Source organism: Chthonobacter rhizosphaerae, assembly GCF_013839525.1.
Lineage (GTDB): Bacteria > Pseudomonadota > Alphaproteobacteria > Rhizobiales > Pleomorphomonadaceae > Chthonobacter > Chthonobacter rhizosphaerae.
Window position 1 is genome coordinate 218,058 of record NZ_JACDIS010000001.1, and the last position, 16,009, is coordinate 234,066.

The 16,009-nt window shown below is 71.7% G+C and carries 15 protein-coding genes; 1 reads left to right on the forward strand and 14 read right to left on the reverse strand.

What is annotated here, in order from left to right; all coding sequences use genetic code 11:
- Positions 1-86 precede the first annotated feature (86 nt).
- The 14 genes from HND91_RS01005 to HND91_RS01070 all read right to left on the reverse strand — a co-directional run bounded on the left by HND91_RS01005 (position 87) and on the right by HND91_RS01070 (position 15,127).
- On the reverse strand, positions 87-995 hold the full coding sequence (locus HND91_RS01005; RefSeq protein WP_181704652.1) for a ribokinase: 909 nt from the start codon (positions 993-995) through the stop codon (positions 87-89).
- A gap of 111 nt (positions 996-1,106) precedes the next feature.
- Positions 1,107-1,736: a uracil phosphoribosyltransferase gene (upp, locus tag HND91_RS01010; RefSeq protein WP_181704653.1), complete on the reverse strand. Its 630-nt coding sequence runs from the start codon at positions 1,734-1,736 to the stop codon at positions 1,107-1,109.
- A gap of 148 nt (positions 1,737-1,884) precedes the next feature.
- The gene (locus tag HND91_RS01015) at positions 1,885-3,129 is read right to left on the reverse strand and encodes a URC4/urg3 family protein (RefSeq protein WP_181704654.1); all 1,245 of its coding nucleotides are present in this window, start codon (positions 3,127-3,129) and stop codon (positions 1,885-1,887) included.
- 90 nt (positions 3,130-3,219) lie between these two features.
- The gene (locus tag HND91_RS01020; protein ID WP_181704655.1) at positions 3,220-4,482 is read right to left on the reverse strand and encodes a GTP cyclohydrolase II; all 1,263 of its coding nucleotides are present in this window, start codon (positions 4,480-4,482) and stop codon (positions 3,220-3,222) included.
- Positions 4,483-4,546: 64 nt separating this feature from the next.
- Positions 4,547-5,536 (reverse strand): adenosine deaminase, encoded by a 990-nt coding sequence (locus HND91_RS01025; protein WP_343057063.1) that lies wholly within the window; start codon positions 5,534-5,536, stop codon positions 4,547-4,549.
- A 58-nt stretch (positions 5,537-5,594) separates the two neighbouring features.
- Positions 5,595-6,812 carry a phosphopentomutase gene (locus tag HND91_RS01030; RefSeq protein WP_181704657.1) on the reverse strand — a complete coding sequence of 406 codons (1,218 nt, stop codon included), beginning with the start codon at positions 6,810-6,812 and terminating at the stop codon, positions 5,595-5,597.
- A 41-nt stretch (positions 6,813-6,853) separates the two neighbouring features.
- Complete coding sequence (gene deoA / locus HND91_RS01035; RefSeq protein ID WP_181704658.1) at positions 6,854-8,170, reverse strand: thymidine phosphorylase; 1,317 nt, start codon at positions 8,168-8,170, stop codon at positions 6,854-6,856.
- Between the two features lie 99 nt (positions 8,171-8,269).
- Positions 8,270-9,043 (reverse strand): deoxyribose-phosphate aldolase, encoded by a 774-nt coding sequence (deoC, locus tag HND91_RS01040; protein ID WP_181704659.1) that lies wholly within the window; start codon positions 9,041-9,043, stop codon positions 8,270-8,272.
- A complete protein-coding gene (locus HND91_RS01045; protein ID WP_181704660.1) occupies positions 9,043-9,858 on the reverse strand; it encodes a purine-nucleoside phosphorylase in 816 nt (271 codons plus the stop codon). Before HND91_RS01045 ends, deoC begins: the two co-directional genes overlap by 1 nt.
- Positions 9,855-10,277: a cytidine deaminase gene (gene cdd / locus HND91_RS01050; RefSeq protein ID WP_181704661.1), complete on the reverse strand. Its 423-nt coding sequence runs from the start codon at positions 10,275-10,277 to the stop codon at positions 9,855-9,857. Before cdd ends, HND91_RS01045 begins: the two co-directional genes overlap by 4 nt.
- A gap of 6 nt (positions 10,278-10,283) precedes the next feature.
- Entirely contained in the window at positions 10,284-11,255 is a 972-nt protein-coding gene (locus HND91_RS01055) for an ABC transporter permease (RefSeq protein WP_181704662.1), read from the reverse strand.
- Between the two features lie 10 nt (positions 11,256-11,265).
- Positions 11,266-12,384, reverse strand: a complete 1,119-nt coding sequence (locus HND91_RS01060; RefSeq protein WP_181704663.1) for an ABC transporter permease — start codon at positions 12,382-12,384, stop codon at positions 11,266-11,268.
- A gap of 64 nt (positions 12,385-12,448) precedes the next feature.
- A complete protein-coding gene (locus HND91_RS01065; protein ID WP_181705175.1) occupies positions 12,449-13,966 on the reverse strand; it encodes an ATP-binding cassette domain-containing protein in 1,518 nt (505 codons plus the stop codon).
- 165 nt (positions 13,967-14,131) lie between these two features.
- Positions 14,132-15,127 carry a BMP family lipoprotein gene (locus tag HND91_RS01070; RefSeq protein WP_181704664.1) on the reverse strand — a complete coding sequence of 332 codons (996 nt, stop codon included), beginning with the start codon at positions 15,125-15,127 and terminating at the stop codon, positions 14,132-14,134.
- A 413-nt stretch (positions 15,128-15,540) separates the two neighbouring features.
- On the opposite strand from HND91_RS01070, the gene HND91_RS01075 reads away from it, so the two are divergent.
- Positions 15,541-15,939 (forward strand): methylglyoxal synthase, encoded by a 399-nt coding sequence (locus tag HND91_RS01075; RefSeq protein WP_181704665.1) that lies wholly within the window; start codon positions 15,541-15,543, stop codon positions 15,937-15,939.
- Positions 15,940-16,009 lie beyond the last annotated feature (70 nt).

Consider the following 16,009-nt stretch of genomic DNA (forward strand, 5'->3'; position numbering starts at 1 on the left):
TGACCCGGCCGAGCCTCGGCGCCGCCGCGGAGCGCCGGCACGGGCTCCCGGTCCTTGGACGATCGCCCGGCCTCTCCTCTTCGCCCTCAGCGCGTGGCCTTCAGGCCCGCCGCCCGGGCGCGGATCGCGTCCGCGCCGGGCAGGCTCGGCTGCGCGCCGGCCGCCTCGACCGCCAGGCTGCCGGCCGCCACGCCGTCGAGGAGCGCGTCGGCAAGGCTCGCGCCCCGATCGAGCGCCGCCGCGAACGCGCCGACGAAGCCGTCGCCGGCGGCGGTCGTGTCCACCACGGTCACGGCCGGCGGCGCGACCGACACGGTCTCGCCGCCCGACGCCGCGAACGCGCCCTCCGCGCCGAGCGTCACCACGCAGGCGCCGCCCGTGCGGGCCGCCCAGGCTGCCGCGAAGGCCTTCGGCTCGTCCGGCAGGCCGGCGCTCGCCGCCACCTCGGCGGCCTCGTGCTCGTTGACGATCAGGACGTCCAGGAGCGCCGCGAGAGCCGTCGGCACCGGGCCGGCCGGGGCGGCGTTGAGGATGACCCTGGCGCCCGCTCGCTTCGCCGCCTCGGCGGCCGCCAGCACGGCGGCGTCCGGCACCTCGAACTGGAGCAGCAGCCAGTCGCCCGCACCGATGCGGGACGCGACGCCCGCCGGGTCCGCGAGGGCGTTCGCGCCGCTCGCCACCACGATCTGGTTCTCCGCCCGTTCGTCCACGGCGATCAGCGCGATGCCGGTCGGCGCGTCCGCCGCCGCGACCCCGGACAGGTCCACGCCGGCCGCGTCGAGCAGGGACAGGGCCTCGGCCCGGAAGCCGTCGTCGCCGACCGCCCCCACCATGGCGACGGACGCGCCCGCGCGCCGGGCGGCCAGCGCCTGGTTCGCGCCCTTGCCGCCGGGAAAGGTGCGGTAGCCCGGGCCCTTCACGGTTTCACCCGGGCCGGGCAACCGCGGCACGGCGGTGACGAGATCGACGTTGATCGACCCGAAGACGACGATCATGGGCGGTCCTCCCGGGACGGTTCCGAGGCCCACGGCGGGCCGGGCGTCCTCATGGCATGGGTCTGGGGCGGGCTCGGCCGCGACGTCCGGCGCCGCGAACGCGCGCCGGCGTCACTTGGTGCCGTACATCCGGTCGCCCGCGTCGCCGAGGCCGGGCACGATGTAGCCCTTCTCGTTGAGGTGGTCGTCGACGGCCGCGGTGAAGATCTCCACGTCCGGGTGCGCGCCCCGGAACCGCTCGATCCCCTCGGGAGCGGCCAGCAGGCAGACGAAGCGGATGTCCCGGGCGCCGCGCTCCTTCAGCCGCTCCACCGCCGCGATGGCCGAATTGGCGGTCGCCAGCATGGGGTCGACCACGATGGTGAGACGGTCGGCCAGGTCGTCCGGCGCCTTGAAATAGTATTCCACCGCCTCCAGCGTGTGCGGATCCCGGTAGAGACCCACGTGGGCGACGCGGGCGGCCGGCACCAGGTCGAGCATGCCCTCCAGGAGACCGTTGCCGGCCCGCAGCACCGAGGCGAACACCAGCTTCTTGCCGACGAGGGTCGGCGCCTGCATGGGGCCGAGCGGAGTCTCGATGTCGACGGTGGTGAGTTCCAGCCCCCGGGTCACCTCGTAGCAGAGCAGCGTCGCGATCTCGCGCAGGAGCCGGCGGAAGCCCGCCGTGGAGGTCTCCTTGTTCCGCATGATCGTGAGCTTGTGCTGAACCAGCGGATGATCGACGACCGTGACGCCCTGCATGGAACCCCTCTTCAACTCCGGACCGACTTCTCTTCAGGCCGGCTTCTCTTCAGACCGACGTGTCCGGCCCAGACCCTATCGCGCTCCGCCGCCGTAGGGAATGCGCGTCCGTGACGATCGGACGCGCATTCCCTACGGCGGATCGGCGTCAGAACACCGTGCCGTCGCTCTCCACCGTCAGCGGCGGACCGCCGCCCGGCCGCAGCTTGCGGGCGATCTCCCGGCCCGCCGCCCACGTGCCGCCTTCCAGCACCTTGGCGAGCGGCAGGCTGACCGCGTCGCGGCCGAGGCTGCGGCGGATCTCCTCTGCGATCCGGTCGAGGAGCGCCACCGTGAGCGCCCGCCACTCCACCACGAGAGCGGATCCCACTGGGTGGGCGACCGCCGCCTCCGCCGGGTCCTTGAGGGCGATCACGCCCGTGTCGAGGAAGAGGCCGCCGTTGCGGTATTCGGCGAGCCCCGTCAGCCCGTCCACGTCCGTCACCCCGACCCCCGCCCAGGCGAGCGGCTCGATTAGCGAGTAGGCGAGCCACTGGGAGAGCTTGTGGAAAGGCACGAGACCGCTGGTCGCGTCCGCCGTGACGAGGGCCGGATGGTGCCAGGTGTCGCCGAGGTCCACCCCGGCGAGCCGCGTGCGCCCAGGCCAGATCGGCCCCAGCGTCTGCAGCAGCACCTCCAGGATGCGGGGCGCCGGCAGGCTCCCCTCCCCGGCTTCGGCCTTCAGGACGTCGAACAGGCCGCCGGGGCGCGCGGCGTCCACGCGGGCGAACACGTCGGGCGCCGCCTCCGCCACCCGGCCGAGCCGGTTCAGGAGCGCGGCCCGGCCGTCCAGGCCGACCATCGGATTGCGCTCGTCCACCTGGAAACCGGACGCCAGTTCCTCGACCGTCAGCCCGGCGAGCGCCGAGGCGTCCGCCCGGAACGGCTTCACCGGCACCGCCGAGAAGAGGCCGGAGGTCATCATGTTGAAGCTCGCCACCGCGAGCCCCTCGGAGCGCGAATAGGTCTCCCCGGTCACCGCGTCCGCATAGTGCCAGGACGCGCCGGCCCCGGCGTCGAGGAGGACGGACACGATGGCAAGGTCGTAGGCGGCGCGGCCCATGTCGTCCACGTCGTCGAACCCCACCGCCTCCGCATAGGCCGACCAGCGATCGAAGCCGCCGGCCTCGAAGTGGCGCCAGCGGGCATGGAACGGCACGTCCAGGCTCGGATAGGCCCGCCGCATCACCTGGAGCACGAAGTCGGCGGCGGCCGGCAGCTTGTCCAGGTGGACGGTGAAATGCTGCAGCCGGTCCGCGAGGCCGGCGTCCAGCATGGCGTGGGCGCGCTCGCGCACGGCGCCTGCGGTCAGGAGTCCGCGGGCGAGGGTCTCGTCGCTGGCCGCTGTGGTCATGGCATCCTCGAAGGCTGGCCGGGGGAAAGGACGTTCCGGCATCCCGCCCCGACCGGCGGTCCGGTGACGACGGGCCGCCGGACCCGCCGCTCAGAACTCGTCGAGCCCGCGCCCCTGGGTGGCCAGAAGCGCATCCTCGTCCGGCGGTGGCGCCGGGGTGAAGTAGCCGGCCGCCTTCTTGGCCTCCATCTCCACCCGCGCGTCCACCGGGATGCGGTCGTCCGGGATCGCCACCCGCTCGCCGATCTCGATCCCGGAGCGCACCACCGCATCGTGCTTCATGTCCGACATGGAGACGAACCGGTCGATCCGGGTGATGCCGAGCCAGTGCAGGACGTCCGGCATCAGTTCCTGGAACCGGGCGTCCTGGACGCCGGCCACGCACTCGGTGCGCTCGAAGTACTTCGCGGCCGTGTCTCCGCCCTCCTGGCGCTTGCGGGCGTTGTAGACCAGGAACTTGGTCACCTCGCCCAGCGCCCGCCCCTCCTTTCGGTTGTAGACGATGAGGCCGGCGCCGCCCGCCTGGGCCTCCGCCACGCACTCCTCGATGCCGTGCAGCAGGTAGGGCCGGCAGGTGCAGATGTCCGAGCCGAACACGTCCGAACCGTTGCACTCGTCGTGCACCCGGCAGGTCAGCCGGCGCGTCGGGTCGGTCATCGCCTGCGGGTCGCCGAAGATGTAGAGCGTGATGCCGCCGATCGGCGGCAGGAAGACCGACAGGTCCGGCCGGGTGACGAGCTCCGGATACATGCCCGCCGTCTGCTCGAACAGCACCCGGCGCAGCTTCTCCTCCTTGACGCCGAAGCGCTCCGCGATCCCGGGCAGGTACCAGACCGGGTCGACGGCCGCCTTGATCACCGACACGTCGCCGTGCTCGCGGACCACCGTGCCGTCCACCTTTAGGCGGCCGAGGCGGATCGCCTCCTGGATCTCGTTGAGGGTCAGGCGCGCCTTGGTGATCGCGATGGTGGGCCGGATGTCCACGCCTTCCGCGATCAGGTCCGCGTAGACGTCCGCTGCCAGATGGCCGAACGGGTCGAGCGAGACGATGCGGGCCGGGTCCGACCACTGCGGGAACGGCCCCATGGGCACCACCGGCGTGGTGTTGGTGAGGTCCGGTCGCTGGATCGGGTTGAGCGCGCCCGACGACACGGCGAGCGCCCGGTAGAGCGAATAGCTGCCGCCGTGCGTCCCGATGGTGTTGCGGTCCTGGGCGCGCGACACGCTGCCGATCACGGGCCCGCGCGTCTTCGGGTCCGCCTCGCCCCAGCGGATCGGGAAGCGGGTCGGCAGTCCCGCCCCGGGATGGGAGGTGAGGCGGATGTGGCTGGGCCGGTTGTCGGTGCCCGTCATGGGTGTCCTCTCCGGCGCAGGCGTTTGCGCCGCGTACTCGTCAAACCGGAAATATGACGTAGTCTCAGCCTCTTGGGAAGGCGGGTTCGTGGCCCTGAAGCCGCGCCCGAAGGCGCGCCCTGGTGGCGTCGTCGCAAAAGGCCGCTTCGATCGCCGCCGCCGTGACGGCCACGAGGTCCGCCTCGCTCTGGCCCAGGTGGTCGTGGGCGATGCGATATTCCCGCCCCATGGACGTCCAGAAGAAGGGCGGGTCGTCGGAGTTGAGCGTCACGATCACGCCGGCGTCCTTCAGCGCCTTGAACGGATGGTCCTCGAACCGGTCGAACACCTTCAGGGCGATGTTCGAGCCCGGACAGCATTCCAGCACGACGCCCTCGTCCGCGAGCCGGCGCACCAGGGCCGCGTCCTCGATCGCCCGCACCCCGTGGCCGATGCGCCGCACCGGCAGCGCGTCCAGGGTGGCGCGCACGCTCTCCGCCCCCATCACCTCGCCCGCGTGGGACGTGAGCGGCAGGCCGGCCTCGTGGGCGATCATGAAGGCAGGCGCGAACTCGGCGACGGCGTGAAGCCGCTCGTCGCCCGCCATCCCGAAGCCGACCACTTCCGGGATCAGGTGGGCCACCGCCGTCTTCGCCGCCTCCACGGCGGTCCGCGGCCCGAAGTGCCGCTCGATCAAGGGGATCAGGCGGCCGACGATGCCGTGCGCCGCCTCCGCGCGACGCATGCCGTCCACGATGCCGCCGATATAGTCCTCGTAGGGGATGCCGGTGCGCCGGGCGTGGTCGGGCGAGACGAACACCTCCGTGTAGATCACGCCCTCCGCCGCCGAGGCGGTGAGATAGGTCTCGGCGAGCTCCGCATAGTCCTCCCGGGTGCGGAACACGGCCGCCGCGCCGTCGTAGGCCGTGATGAAGCTGGAGAAGTCCGACCAGGCATAGTCGCCCGCCTCGTCGAACAGGCGGCTCACGTCCACTCCGTGCTTCCGGGCGAGCCGGCGGACGAGGTCCGGCGGCGCCGCCCCCTCGATGTGGCAGTGCAGTTCCACCTTGGGAATGGCGAGGGTCATCGAGGTCCGGATCCTTGAACGAGGGCAGGCGGCAGGGGGCGGCGGATCAGAGCATGGCGGTCCCGTGCGGACCGGTCGGCAGGCCGAGCCAGGCCGCCACCGTCTCGCCGATGTCCGCGAAGGTCGTCCGCCGGCCGGCGAAGCCGGGCTCCACGCCGGCGCCCGCCATCAGCACCGGCACCTGCTCGCGGGTGTGGTCGGTGCCGCGCCAGGTCGGGTCGCAGCCGTGGTCGGCGGTCAGCACCAGGAGATCGCCCGGCGCGAGAGCCGCCAGGAGCTCCGGCACGCGGGCGTCGAACGCCTCCAGGGCCGCCGCATAGCCGGCCGGGTCGCGCCGATGCCCGAAATTCGTGTCGAAGTCGACGAGGTTCGCGAACACCAGGTCGCCGTCGCGCGCGTCCGAAAGAGCCGCGAGCGTGGCGTCCACCAGCGCCCCGTTGCCGGCCGCCTTGCGCACCTCCGTGACGTTCGTGTGGGCGAAGATGTCGCCGACCTTCCCGACGCCGATCACCCGCCCGCCGGCCGCCTCCACCCGCGTCAGCAGGGTGGGCTCCGGCGGCGGCACGGCGAAGTCGCGCCGGTTGGGAGTGCGGGTGAAGGTGTCCGCCGTCTCGCCCACGAACGGCCGGGCGATCACCCGGCCGATGCCGAGCGGATCCACCAGCCTGCGCGCGATCCGGCAGTGCTCGATCAGCCGGTCGAGCCCGTAGTGGGTCTCGTGGGCGGCGATCTGCAGCACGGAATCCGCCGAGGTGTAGAGGATGGGCTTGCCGGTGCGCACGTGCTCCTCGCCGAAGTCGGCGATGACGGCGGTTCCGGAGGCATGCCTGTCGCCGAGGATGCCGGGCACGCCCGTCTCCCGAACGAAGGCCTCCACCAGGTCCCTCGGCAGGCAGGGCACCGTCTCGGGGAAGTAGCCCCAGTCGAACGGCACCGGCACGCCGGCGATCTCCCAATGGCCGGACGGGGTGTCCTTGCCCTTGGAGCGTTCCGCCGCCGCCGCGTAGCGCCCGGTGATCCGGTCTGCGTCGAGCCCCGGCGGGCGGCGGCCCGTGGCGGCCTCCGCCGCGGCGCCGAGCCCGAGGGCGTCGAGGTTCGGCAGCATCAGCGGGCCGGCGCGCAGGCCCTCCCGGTCCGCCGCGCCCGTCGCGCACGCCTCGGCGATGTGGCCGAGCGTGTCGGCGCCCGCGTCGCCATAGCGGTCCGCGTCCGGCGCGCCGCCGATGCCGACGCTGTCGAGGACGATCAGGATGGCTCTCGGCATGTGCTACCCTTCCGCCCGGGTCGCGGTCCCGCGCCCGGATCTCACCCGGTCACCCGCTCGATGATCACCGGCCCTGCCGGCGTGGCCGCGCCGAGCCGGTAGGCGGCCTTGAGGGCCGCCGCCGCCCGGTCGGCCATGTCGTCCCGCGCCGCGTGGACGACGCCGAGCGGCCGCTCCCCGTCCACCGCCGTCCCGATCCCGGCGAGGTCGGTGAAGCCGACCGCCGGGTCGATCCGGTCCTCCGGCCGGGTCCGCCCGCCGCCGAGCGCCACCACGGCGACGCCGATCGCCCTCGCGTCGATGGACGCCACGGTGCCGGGCTCGTCGGCGAACACCGGCCGCACCACCGGCGCGCGGGCGAGATGGGCGTCGGCGCGGGTCATCAGGTCGGCCGGGCCGCCGAGCGCCGCCACCATGCGGCCGAACACCTCCGCCGCCCGCCCGCTCGTCAGGGCGGCCTCGATCGCCGCCCGCCCCGCGTCGAGATCCGGCGCGAGCCGGCCGAGCACCAGCATCTCGGCGCCGCACGCCACCGTCACGGTCCAGAGCCGCGGGTCCACCCGGGCGCCGGAAAGGAAGTCGATGGCGACGCGCACCTCCAGGGCGTTGCCCGCGGCCGTCGCGAGCGGCTCGTTCATGTCGGTGATCAGGCCGACGGTCGGCAGCCCGGCCCCGTTCGCCACCGACACCAGGCTCTCCGCCAGGCCGCGGGCGTCGTCGAGGGTCGCCATGAAGGCGCCCGACCCCGCCTTCACGTCCAGCACGAGGCCGTGGAGCCCGGCCGCGAGCTTCTTCGACAGGATGGACGCCGTGATGAGGTCCAGGCTCTCCACCGTGGCGGTCACGTCGCGAATGGCGTAGAGCCGCTTGTCCGCCGGTGCGAGGTCGGCGGTCTGGCCGATGACGGCGCAGCCCACCTGCCGAACCACGGCGCGGAAGAGCGCGTTGTCCGGCTGGCTCGCATAGCCCGGGATCGCGTCCAGCTTGTCGAGCGTGCCGCCGGTGTGGCCGAGGCCGCGCCCGGAGATCATCGGCACGAAGCCGCCGCAGGCCGCGACCGCCGGCGCCAGCATCAGCGAGACCGTGTCGCCGATCCCGCCGCTCGAATGCTTGTCGAGCGCGGGCCCGGGCAGATCCGACCAGTCGAGCACCGTGCCGGAGTCCCGCATAGCGAGGGTCAGCGCCACGCGCTCGTCGCGGCTCATGCCGCGGAAGATCACCGCCATCGCGAAGGCCGCCGCCTGACCCTCGGTCACGGTGCCGCGGGTGAGCCCGTCGATGAGGAAGCGAACCTCCTCCGCCGAAAGCGACTGCCCGTCCCGCTTGCGGCGGATGATCTCCTGGGGAAGATAGGTCATCGGCCCTCGTCCTCGCGTGTCCCGTATCCGTCGTCCCGGCTCTTCGAGGCCCTCGAGCCGAAGCCGGCGCTGAAGGCCCGCCGGCCGCCGCCGGTCCAGTCAGTAGCCGGTGCCGCCGTCCTCCTGGCGCCCCTCCAGGGTGGCCACCAGGGCGTCGAGCAGCCCGCTCGCCCCGAACCGGAAGGTGGACGGCCGTGCCCAGGCGGACCCCATGGCGGCGTCGGCGACCGACAGGTAGTTGGCGGCGTCCTCCAGGGTCCGGATGCCGCCGGCCGGCTTGAAGCCGAGGTCCTGCCGGCCGGAGCGGGCGATCACGTCCAGCATCACCCGGGCGGCCTCCACGGAGGCGTTCACCTTCACCTTGCCGGTGGAGGTCTTCAGGAAGTCCGCGCCCGCCTCGACGGCGAGCTCCGCGGCGGACCGCACCAGCGCGAGGTCGCCGAGCTCGCCGGTCTCCAGGATCACCTTCAGCCGCGCGCCCTTGGCGCGCACGATGTCCGCCACGAGGGCGATCTGCTCGCGCGCCACCTCGGGCCGCCCTTCCCGGAAGGCCCTGTAAGGCATCACGAGGTCGATCTCGTCGGCGCCATCGTCGAGGGCGGCGCGGGTTTCGGAGAGCACCGCCGGCGTGTCCTCGCCGCCGGCCGGGAAATTCACCACGGTCGCGACCTTCACGCCCGTGCCGGCGAGGAGCCGCTTCGCCTGCGCGACGAAGCGCGGATAGAGGCAGACGGCTGCCACCGACCCGTGCGGCGTCACCGCCCGGGCGCAGAGCCGGTCCACCGCCGCGGGGGTGCATTCGTCGGAAAGGTCCGTGAGGTCCAGGAGGCCGATCGCCCGGCGGGCGACGGCGACGGCATCGGCGCTCTCCATCAGGCGCTCCCGTAGGCTGCGATGACGCGGGGCAGGAGACGCATCAGCTTGGCAGCGCCCATGGGTCCCACCTCCTTCACGTCCTCGTGGCTCAATTCCACGTCGGTCATGCCGGCCGCGTAGTTGGTGATGGTGGAGACCGCCGCGACCCTGAGGCCGAAGAAGCGCGCCAGGATGACCTCCGGCACGGTCGACATGCCGACCGCGTCCGCCCCCAGGATGCGCGCCGCCCGGATCTCCGCCGGGGCCTCGAACGACGGACCGGAGAACCACATGTAGGTGCCTGTCGCGAGGCGGATCCCTTCCTCGGCGGCGGCCTGGTGGAACAGGGCCTGGAGATGCGGGTCGTAGGCCTGGCTGAGGCCCACGAAGCGCCGGTCCGTCGGCTCGCCGAACAGCGGATTGGTCCCGGCGAAGTTGATGTGGTCGGTGATCAGCATCAGCTCGCCGGGCGGCACCTCCGGGTGGAGACCGCCGGCGGCGTTGGTGAGGATCACGGCCGTGCAGCCGAGCGCCTGGAAGGTCTCCATGGGCGTGCGCATCACGCTGGCGTCGCCGTGCTCGTAATAGTGCGCACGGCCCGCCATCACGGCCACCTCCACGCCCGCCACGGTGCCGAGCACCATCTCGCCCGCGTGGCCCGATACGCCCGAGAGCGGAAAGCCCGGCAGTTCGGCGTAGGAGAAGCGCACGGCCTTCTCCACCGCGTCCGCGAACGCGCCGAGGCCGGAGCCGAGCACCAGGCCGACCCGGGGTGCGCAGGGGCGCCGGGCGCGGATCACCTCGGCGCAGGACGGGCCGTGGGAGCCTTTCATCGCTCGGTCTCCAGCGAGAAGCCGGCCGGCAGCAGGTCCTTCATCAGCACCATCATGTGCCGGCCCTCCGGGTCGCACGAATAGATCGGCGTCTCCGGCCCGGCGAATTCGGATAGCCGCTGGCGGCAGCCGCCGCAGGGCGTGCAGAATCGCCCGCCCGGCGTGCCGGCGAGGTCGATCCGCGGCGCGACGACCACCGCCATCACGATCCGGCTGCCTCCCCCCATCACCAGGTGGCCGATGGCGGTGGTCTCCGCGCACCAGCCTTCCGGATAGGAGGCGTTCTCGATGTTGCAGCCCGCGTGCACCGTGCCGAGATCGTCGAGCAGCGCCGCGCCCACGTGGAAGCGCGAATAGGGCGCGTGCGCCTTGTCGCGGGCGGCCGAGGCGGCCTTGAACAGAATGTCGAACGTCGTCATGGGCGCTCACCGCTCCTTGGTGTAGGGCACGCCGCCGGCCTTCGGCGGAATGGCGGTGCCGATGAAGCCCGCCAGAAGGATGCAGGTGAGAATATACGGCAAGGCCTGGAAGATCTGCACGGGCACTTCGCCGACGAGCGGCACGGGCGTCCCCTGCAGGCGGATCGCGACGGCGTCGAGGAAGCCGAACAGGAGGCAGGCGAACATCACCGGCACCGGCTTCCACTTGGCGAAGATCAGCGCCGCCAGCGCGATGTAACCCTTGCCGGCGGTCATATCCTTGATGAAGCCCGCCGACTGGGCGATGGCCAGATAGGCGCCGGAGAGGCCGCAGAAGATGCCCGCGCAGATCACCGCCCGGTAGCGCAGCCACGACACCGAGATGCCCGCCGTATCCACCGCCGCCGGGTTCTCGCCCACCGCCCGCAGCCGCAGGCCGAACCGGGTGCGGTAGAGCGCCCACCAGGAGAAGGGCACGGCGATGAAGGCGAGATAAGTGAGGATGCTGTGGCCGGAGATCAGCTCCGCGTAGAGGTAGCCGACCACCGGCACATCCCGCGCCGCCGCCGCGCCGGGCAGTTCGATCGGGTTGAACCGGGCGGTATTGGGCAGCTGCGGCGTCCGCCCGCCCTGGCTGAACCAGTTCTGGCCGAGAAGGACGGTGAGACCCGCCGCCACGAAGTTGATGGCGACGCCGGAGACGATCTGGTTGCCCTTGGCCGTGATGGACGCGAAGCCGTGGACCAGCGACAGCAGGACCGCGATCAGGATGGAGCCGGCCAGCGCCAGCCACGGCGACCCGGTCACGATCGCGATGGAGCCGGCCGCGAAGGCGCCCGCCAGCATCTTGCCTTCGAGGCCGATGTCGAACACGCCGGCCCGCTCCGAATAGAGGCCGGCGAGGGCCGCGAACAGGAGCGGAATGGTGAGCCGGATCGTCGAGTCGAGGACGAGCACGGCGGTGGTGAAGAGATCCATGCCGCCCCCCTCAGGCCTTGGCCGCGGCCGCCCGCGGCGCGCGCCAGAAGAGCCGCGCCAGCGCCGGCCGGAACATGGTCTCCAGCGCCCCCGCGAACAGGATCACGAGGCCCTGGATCACCACGATCATGTCCCGCGTGATGGCCGGGATCCAGAACGAGAGCTCCGCGCCGCCCTGGTAGAGGACGCCGAACAGGATGGCGGCGAACACGATGCCGAGCGGGTGCGAGCGGCCCATCAGGGCCACCGCGATGCCGACGAAGCCGGCCCCGCCGACGAACTCCACCTGCAGGCGGGCGGAGGCGCCCATCACCGGGTTGAGCGCCATCATGCCGGCGAGCCCGCCCGACAGCAGCATGGTGACGATCACCATGCGCTTGTACGGGATGCCGGCGTAGATGGCGGCGGTCGGGTTGGTGCCCGTGGCGCGGATCTCGTAGCCGAGCCGGGTGCGCCAGATCAGCAGCCAGACGAGCACCGCCATCACGAGGGCGATCACGAAGGACACGTTGAAGGGCGCCGCCCCGAGCTTCGCGCCGAACAGCTCGAACGGCCAGGTCAGCTTCGGCAACTGGCCGCCCTCGGCGAACACCCGCGTCTCCGGCGCCATGGCGCCCGGCACCTTCAGGACGTTGACCAGCAGGTAGACCATCAGCGCGGCGCCGATGAAGTTGAACATGATCGTGGTGATCACGATGTGGCTGCCGCGGCTCGCCTGCAGCCAGGCGGGGATCAGCGCCCAGGCCGCCCCGAAGAGGGCGGCGAACAGCACGGCCACCGGCATGGTCAGGTACCAGGGCAGCACGTCGCCGAGCGACAGCGCCACCAGCGCGGCCCCGAGCCCGCCGAGGTAGGCCTGCCCCTCGCCGCCGATGTTGAACAGGCCGCAGTGGAAGGCGACCGCCACGGCAAGGCCCGTGAAGATGAAGTTGGTGGCGTAGAAGAGCGTGTAGCCGATGCCCTCGCCGGTGCCGAGGGCGCCGGTGAGGAGCACCTCCACCGCCTCCCACGGGCTTTCGCCGATGAAGGCGACCACGAGGCCGGAGATCAGGAAGGCGACGGCGAGGTTGAGCACGGGCATCAGCCCGTAGGTCACCCAGCGCGGCAGCGGAGCGGAGGCGGCGCTCATCGGGCGGGCATCCTGCGGTGCGGGGCGGACGGGGTCGGACGGCGGGACGTGGCGGATGCGCCGGTCATGGGCCGATGCCCGCCATCATGAGGCCGAGGGTCTGCTCGCTGGCCTCCGGCGTCTTCTCGCCCACCACGCGCCCGGCGAACATCACGATCACCCGGTCGGCCAGGGCGCGGATCTCGTCGAGCTCCACCGACACGAGCAGGATGGCCTTGCCGGCGTCGCGCATCTCCACGATCCGCCGGTGGATGAACTCGATGGCGCCGATGTCCACGCCCCGGGTCGGCTGGCCGATGATGAGCACGGTCGGGTCGCGCTCGATCTCGCGGGCGAGCACGATCTTCTGCTGGTTGCCGCCGGAGAAGTTGGCCGTCTTCAGCCGCGGGTTGGGCGGCCGGATGTCGTACTTGGCGATCTTGTCCCGGGCGTCGGCCCGGATCGCCTCGATGTCCAGGAAGGGCCCCCGCACGAAGCGCGGATCGTCGTGATAGCCGAGGATGCTGTTCTCGTACTCCTCGAACTTCAGCACCAGCCCCATGTGGTGCCGGTCCTCCGGCACATGGGCGAGGCCGCGCCGCCGCAGCATGGCCGGATCGGCCCCGAGTGTGCTCTTCCCCTCGATCAGGATGTCGCCGGAGGCCGGCTTGCGGATGCCCGCGAGCGCCTCCAGGAGTTCCGACTGGCCGTTGCCGGCGACCCCCGCGATGCCGACGATCTCGCCGGCCCGCACGTCGAACGAAACGTCGTCCACCATGGTGACGCCGCGATGGTCCCGGACCGTCAGGTTGCGCACCGAGAGCGCCACCGGGCCCGGCTTCGCCGGCCCCTTGTCCACCTTCAGCAGCACGCGCCGGCCGACCATCAGCTCGGCCAGTTCCTCCACCGTGGTCTCGGCGGTCGTGCGCGTCGCCACCATCTCGCCCCGGCGCATCACCGAGACCGCGTCGGTGATGGCCATGATCTCGCGGAGCTTGTGGGTGATCAGGATCACCGTCTTGCCCTGGTCGCGGAGCACCCGGAGGATGCGGAACAGGTGGTCCGCCTCGGCCGGCGTCAGCACGCCGGTGGGCTCGTCCAGGATCAGGATGTCGGCCCCGCGGTAGAGCGCCTTCAGGATCTCCACGCGCTGCTGGCGGCCGACGGGCAGGGTCTCGATCACCGCGTCGGGATCCACGTCGAGGGCGTATTCGGTCTCCAGGCGCTTCAGCTCGGCCCGGGCCTTCGCGATGCCGGTCTTCAGGAAGGCGCCGCCTTCCGCTCCCAGCATCACGTTCTCCAGCACGGTGAAGTTCTCCACCAGCATGAAGTGCTGGTGCACCATGCCGATGCCCGCCGCGATCGCCGCCTGGCTGTCCTTGATCACGATCGGCCGCCCGCCGACCCGGATCTCCCCCCGGTCGGCCTGGTAGAAGCCGTAGAGGATGGACATCAGCGTCGATTTCCCGGCCCCGTTCTCGCCGATGACGCCGTGGATGGTGCCGCGCCTCACCGTGAGGTGGATGTCCTTGTTGGCGTGGACCGGGCCGAAGCTCTTGTCGATGCCGACCAGCTCGATGGCGGGCGCGTCGGCGTCGGGCACGGTGCGGACGGGGGCGTTCAAGGCGGGGACACTCCGGCGACGCGGCGGGTCGTTGGGGCGGAAGGCCGGCGCGCGACGGCGCCGGCCTTGCCGTGGCGGGGGATCCGACGGGCGGAACGGCCGGGAACGGGGCGGCCGATGGGGGGACGGCCGCCCCGGATCCCGTCAGTTCGGGCAGCTGTTGTCGGTCATGTAGTCGTGCACCTTGATGGTGCCGGCGATAATGTCCGCCTTGGCCTTCTCCACGGCGGCCTTCATCTCGTCGGTCACCAGCTTGGCGTTGTTGTCGTCGAGCGCCCAGCCCACGCCGTCCTCGGCGACGCCGAGCGCCAGGACGCCCGGCTCGAACTTATCGTTCTTCACGTCCATGAAGGCGTTGTAGACCGCCAGGTCCACCCGCTTGATCATGGAGGTCAGCACCGATCCCGGGTGCACCCCGTTCTGGTTGCTGTCGACGCCGATGCCGAGCTTGCCGGCGTCGGCGGCGGCCTGCAGCACGCCGAGGCCGGAGGCGCCCGCGGCCGCGTAGATCACGTCGGCGCCCTGGTCCATCTGCGACTTGGCGAGCTCGCCGCCGCGCACCGGGTCGTTCCAGGCGGCGCCGGTGGTGCCGATCATGTTGCGCAGCGTCTTGGTGCCGTCCTTGGCCGCCGCGGCGCCCTGGGCGTAGCCGCAGGCGAACTTGGAGATCAGCGGAATGTCCATGCCGCCGACGAAGCCGACGGTCCCGGTCTCGGAGGCGAGGCCCGCCAGCACGCCGACGAGGTAGGAGCCCTCGTGCTCCTTGAACACCACCGAGCGGACGTTCGGCTTCTCCACGACGCTGTCGATCAGGTAGAACTTGGTGTCGGGGAATTCCGCCGCCACCTTCTCGATCGCCGAGGTCCAGGCGAAGGACACGCCCACCACAGGGTTGAAGCCGCGGCTGGCGAAGTTGCGCAGCGCCTGCTCGCCCTGGGTGTCGTTCGTCGGCTCGAAGTCCCGGTACTCGATGCCGGTCTCGGCCTTGAACCGCTCGGCGCCGCCATAGGCGGCCTCGTTGAACGACTTGTCGAACTTGCCGCCGGTCCCGTAGACGACCGCCGGCTTCACGTCGGCGGCATGAGCCGGCGCCGCGAGCGCCGCGGCCACCACGGCGGCACCGATCACCTTCTTGAACATAACCTGCCTCGCCCTCTCGGAAGTATTGTTTCAAGCGGCGGAGGCGCCCTCGCGTGGGACGCTTCACCACCACCCGACCGCAAGCTAATCACCTTTTCCGGCGGTTTGCATCGGCTTTGTTGTTGGTTTTTGACCAAGCGGACAATTAAAGCGGGACGCGTTTGCCGGATCGCCGGAGATCACTCTGGGCCGCCGCGCGATCCATCAAATGACCATGAGCAGGACACTTCTGACAAGGCCCGGGCGATGGCGCCGACGGCGGATCGCTCGGCTCCGCCCGCAAAGCGGCGTGGCCGACTCTCTGTTCCGCCGCACCGGGCCACATGGGATCTTTGTTCCCGGCGCGAAACGGAGTATGACGGACCATACTAATTACGGACCACAAAATAAGTGGCCCGACGGGAGGGATCACCATGAGCGCACGCCCCGCCCTCGCCCTCGTCGCCCATGACGCGAAGAAGGACGAGATGGTCGCCTTCGCGAGGGCCAACGCCGAGCGGCTGAAGGCCTTCGACCTCGTCGCCACCGGCACCACCGGCGCCCGCGTGGAGGCGGCCTGTCCGGACCTGCCGGTCACAAGATTGAAGAGCGGGCCGCTCGGCGGCGACCAGCAGATCGGCGCCCTCATCGCCGAGGGCCGGCTCGACGGCCTCATCTTCTTCGTCGATCCCCTGTCCCCGATGCCCCACGACGTGGACGTGAAGGCCCTCACGCGACTGGCCCTTGTGTACGACATTCCGATGGCGCTCAATCGCCGGACGGCCGACCTTCTGATCACGACCGACCGCCTCGCCGGTTCGGAGCCCGCCTGAGGCCGGCCTGTCGTCGCGGGACACGGCTCCCGCGCCCGCCGCATCCATTCCGACGCTGACGACGAAGAGC

What these genes read in the sequence shown, in the direction of transcription:
- upp (WP_181704653.1), bottom strand. Translation starts at nt 1,736, where the DNA reads ATGCAGGGCGTCACGGTCGTCGATCATCCGCTGGTTCAGCACAAGCTC.
- HND91_RS01075 (WP_181704665.1), top strand. Translation starts at nt 15,541, where the DNA reads ATGAGCGCACGCCCCGCCCTCGCCCTCGTCGCCCATGACGCGAAGAAG.
- HND91_RS01015 (WP_181704654.1), bottom strand. Translation starts at nt 3,129, where the DNA reads ATGACCACAGCGGCCAGCGACGAGACCCTCGCCCGCGGACTCCTGACC.
- HND91_RS01030 (WP_181704657.1), bottom strand. Translation starts at nt 6,812, where the DNA reads ATGCCGAGAGCCATCCTGATCGTCCTCGACAGCGTCGGCATCGGCGGC.
- cdd (WP_181704661.1), bottom strand. Translation starts at nt 10,277, where the DNA reads ATGACGACGTTCGACATTCTGTTCAAGGCCGCCTCGGCCGCCCGCGAC.
- HND91_RS01070 (WP_181704664.1), bottom strand. Translation starts at nt 15,127, where the DNA reads ATGTTCAAGAAGGTGATCGGTGCCGCCGTGGTGGCCGCGGCGCTCGCG.
- HND91_RS01020 (WP_181704655.1), bottom strand. Translation starts at nt 4,482, where the DNA reads ATGACGGGCACCGACAACCGGCCCAGCCACATCCGCCTCACCTCCCAT.
- HND91_RS01045 (WP_181704660.1), bottom strand. Translation starts at nt 9,858, where the DNA reads ATGAAAGGCTCCCACGGCCCGTCCTGCGCCGAGGTGATCCGCGCCCGG.
- deoC (WP_181704659.1), bottom strand. Translation starts at nt 9,043, where the DNA reads ATGGAGAGCGCCGATGCCGTCGCCGTCGCCCGCCGGGCGATCGGCCTC.
- HND91_RS01060 (WP_181704663.1), bottom strand. Translation starts at nt 12,384, where the DNA reads ATGAGCGCCGCCTCCGCTCCGCTGCCGCGCTGGGTGACCTACGGGCTG.
- HND91_RS01055 (WP_181704662.1), bottom strand. Translation starts at nt 11,255, where the DNA reads ATGGATCTCTTCACCACCGCCGTGCTCGTCCTCGACTCGACGATCCGG.
- HND91_RS01005 (WP_181704652.1), bottom strand. Translation starts at nt 995, where the DNA reads ATGATCGTCGTCTTCGGGTCGATCAACGTCGATCTCGTCACCGCCGTG.
- deoA (WP_181704658.1), bottom strand. Translation starts at nt 8,170, where the DNA reads ATGACCTATCTTCCCCAGGAGATCATCCGCCGCAAGCGGGACGGGCAG.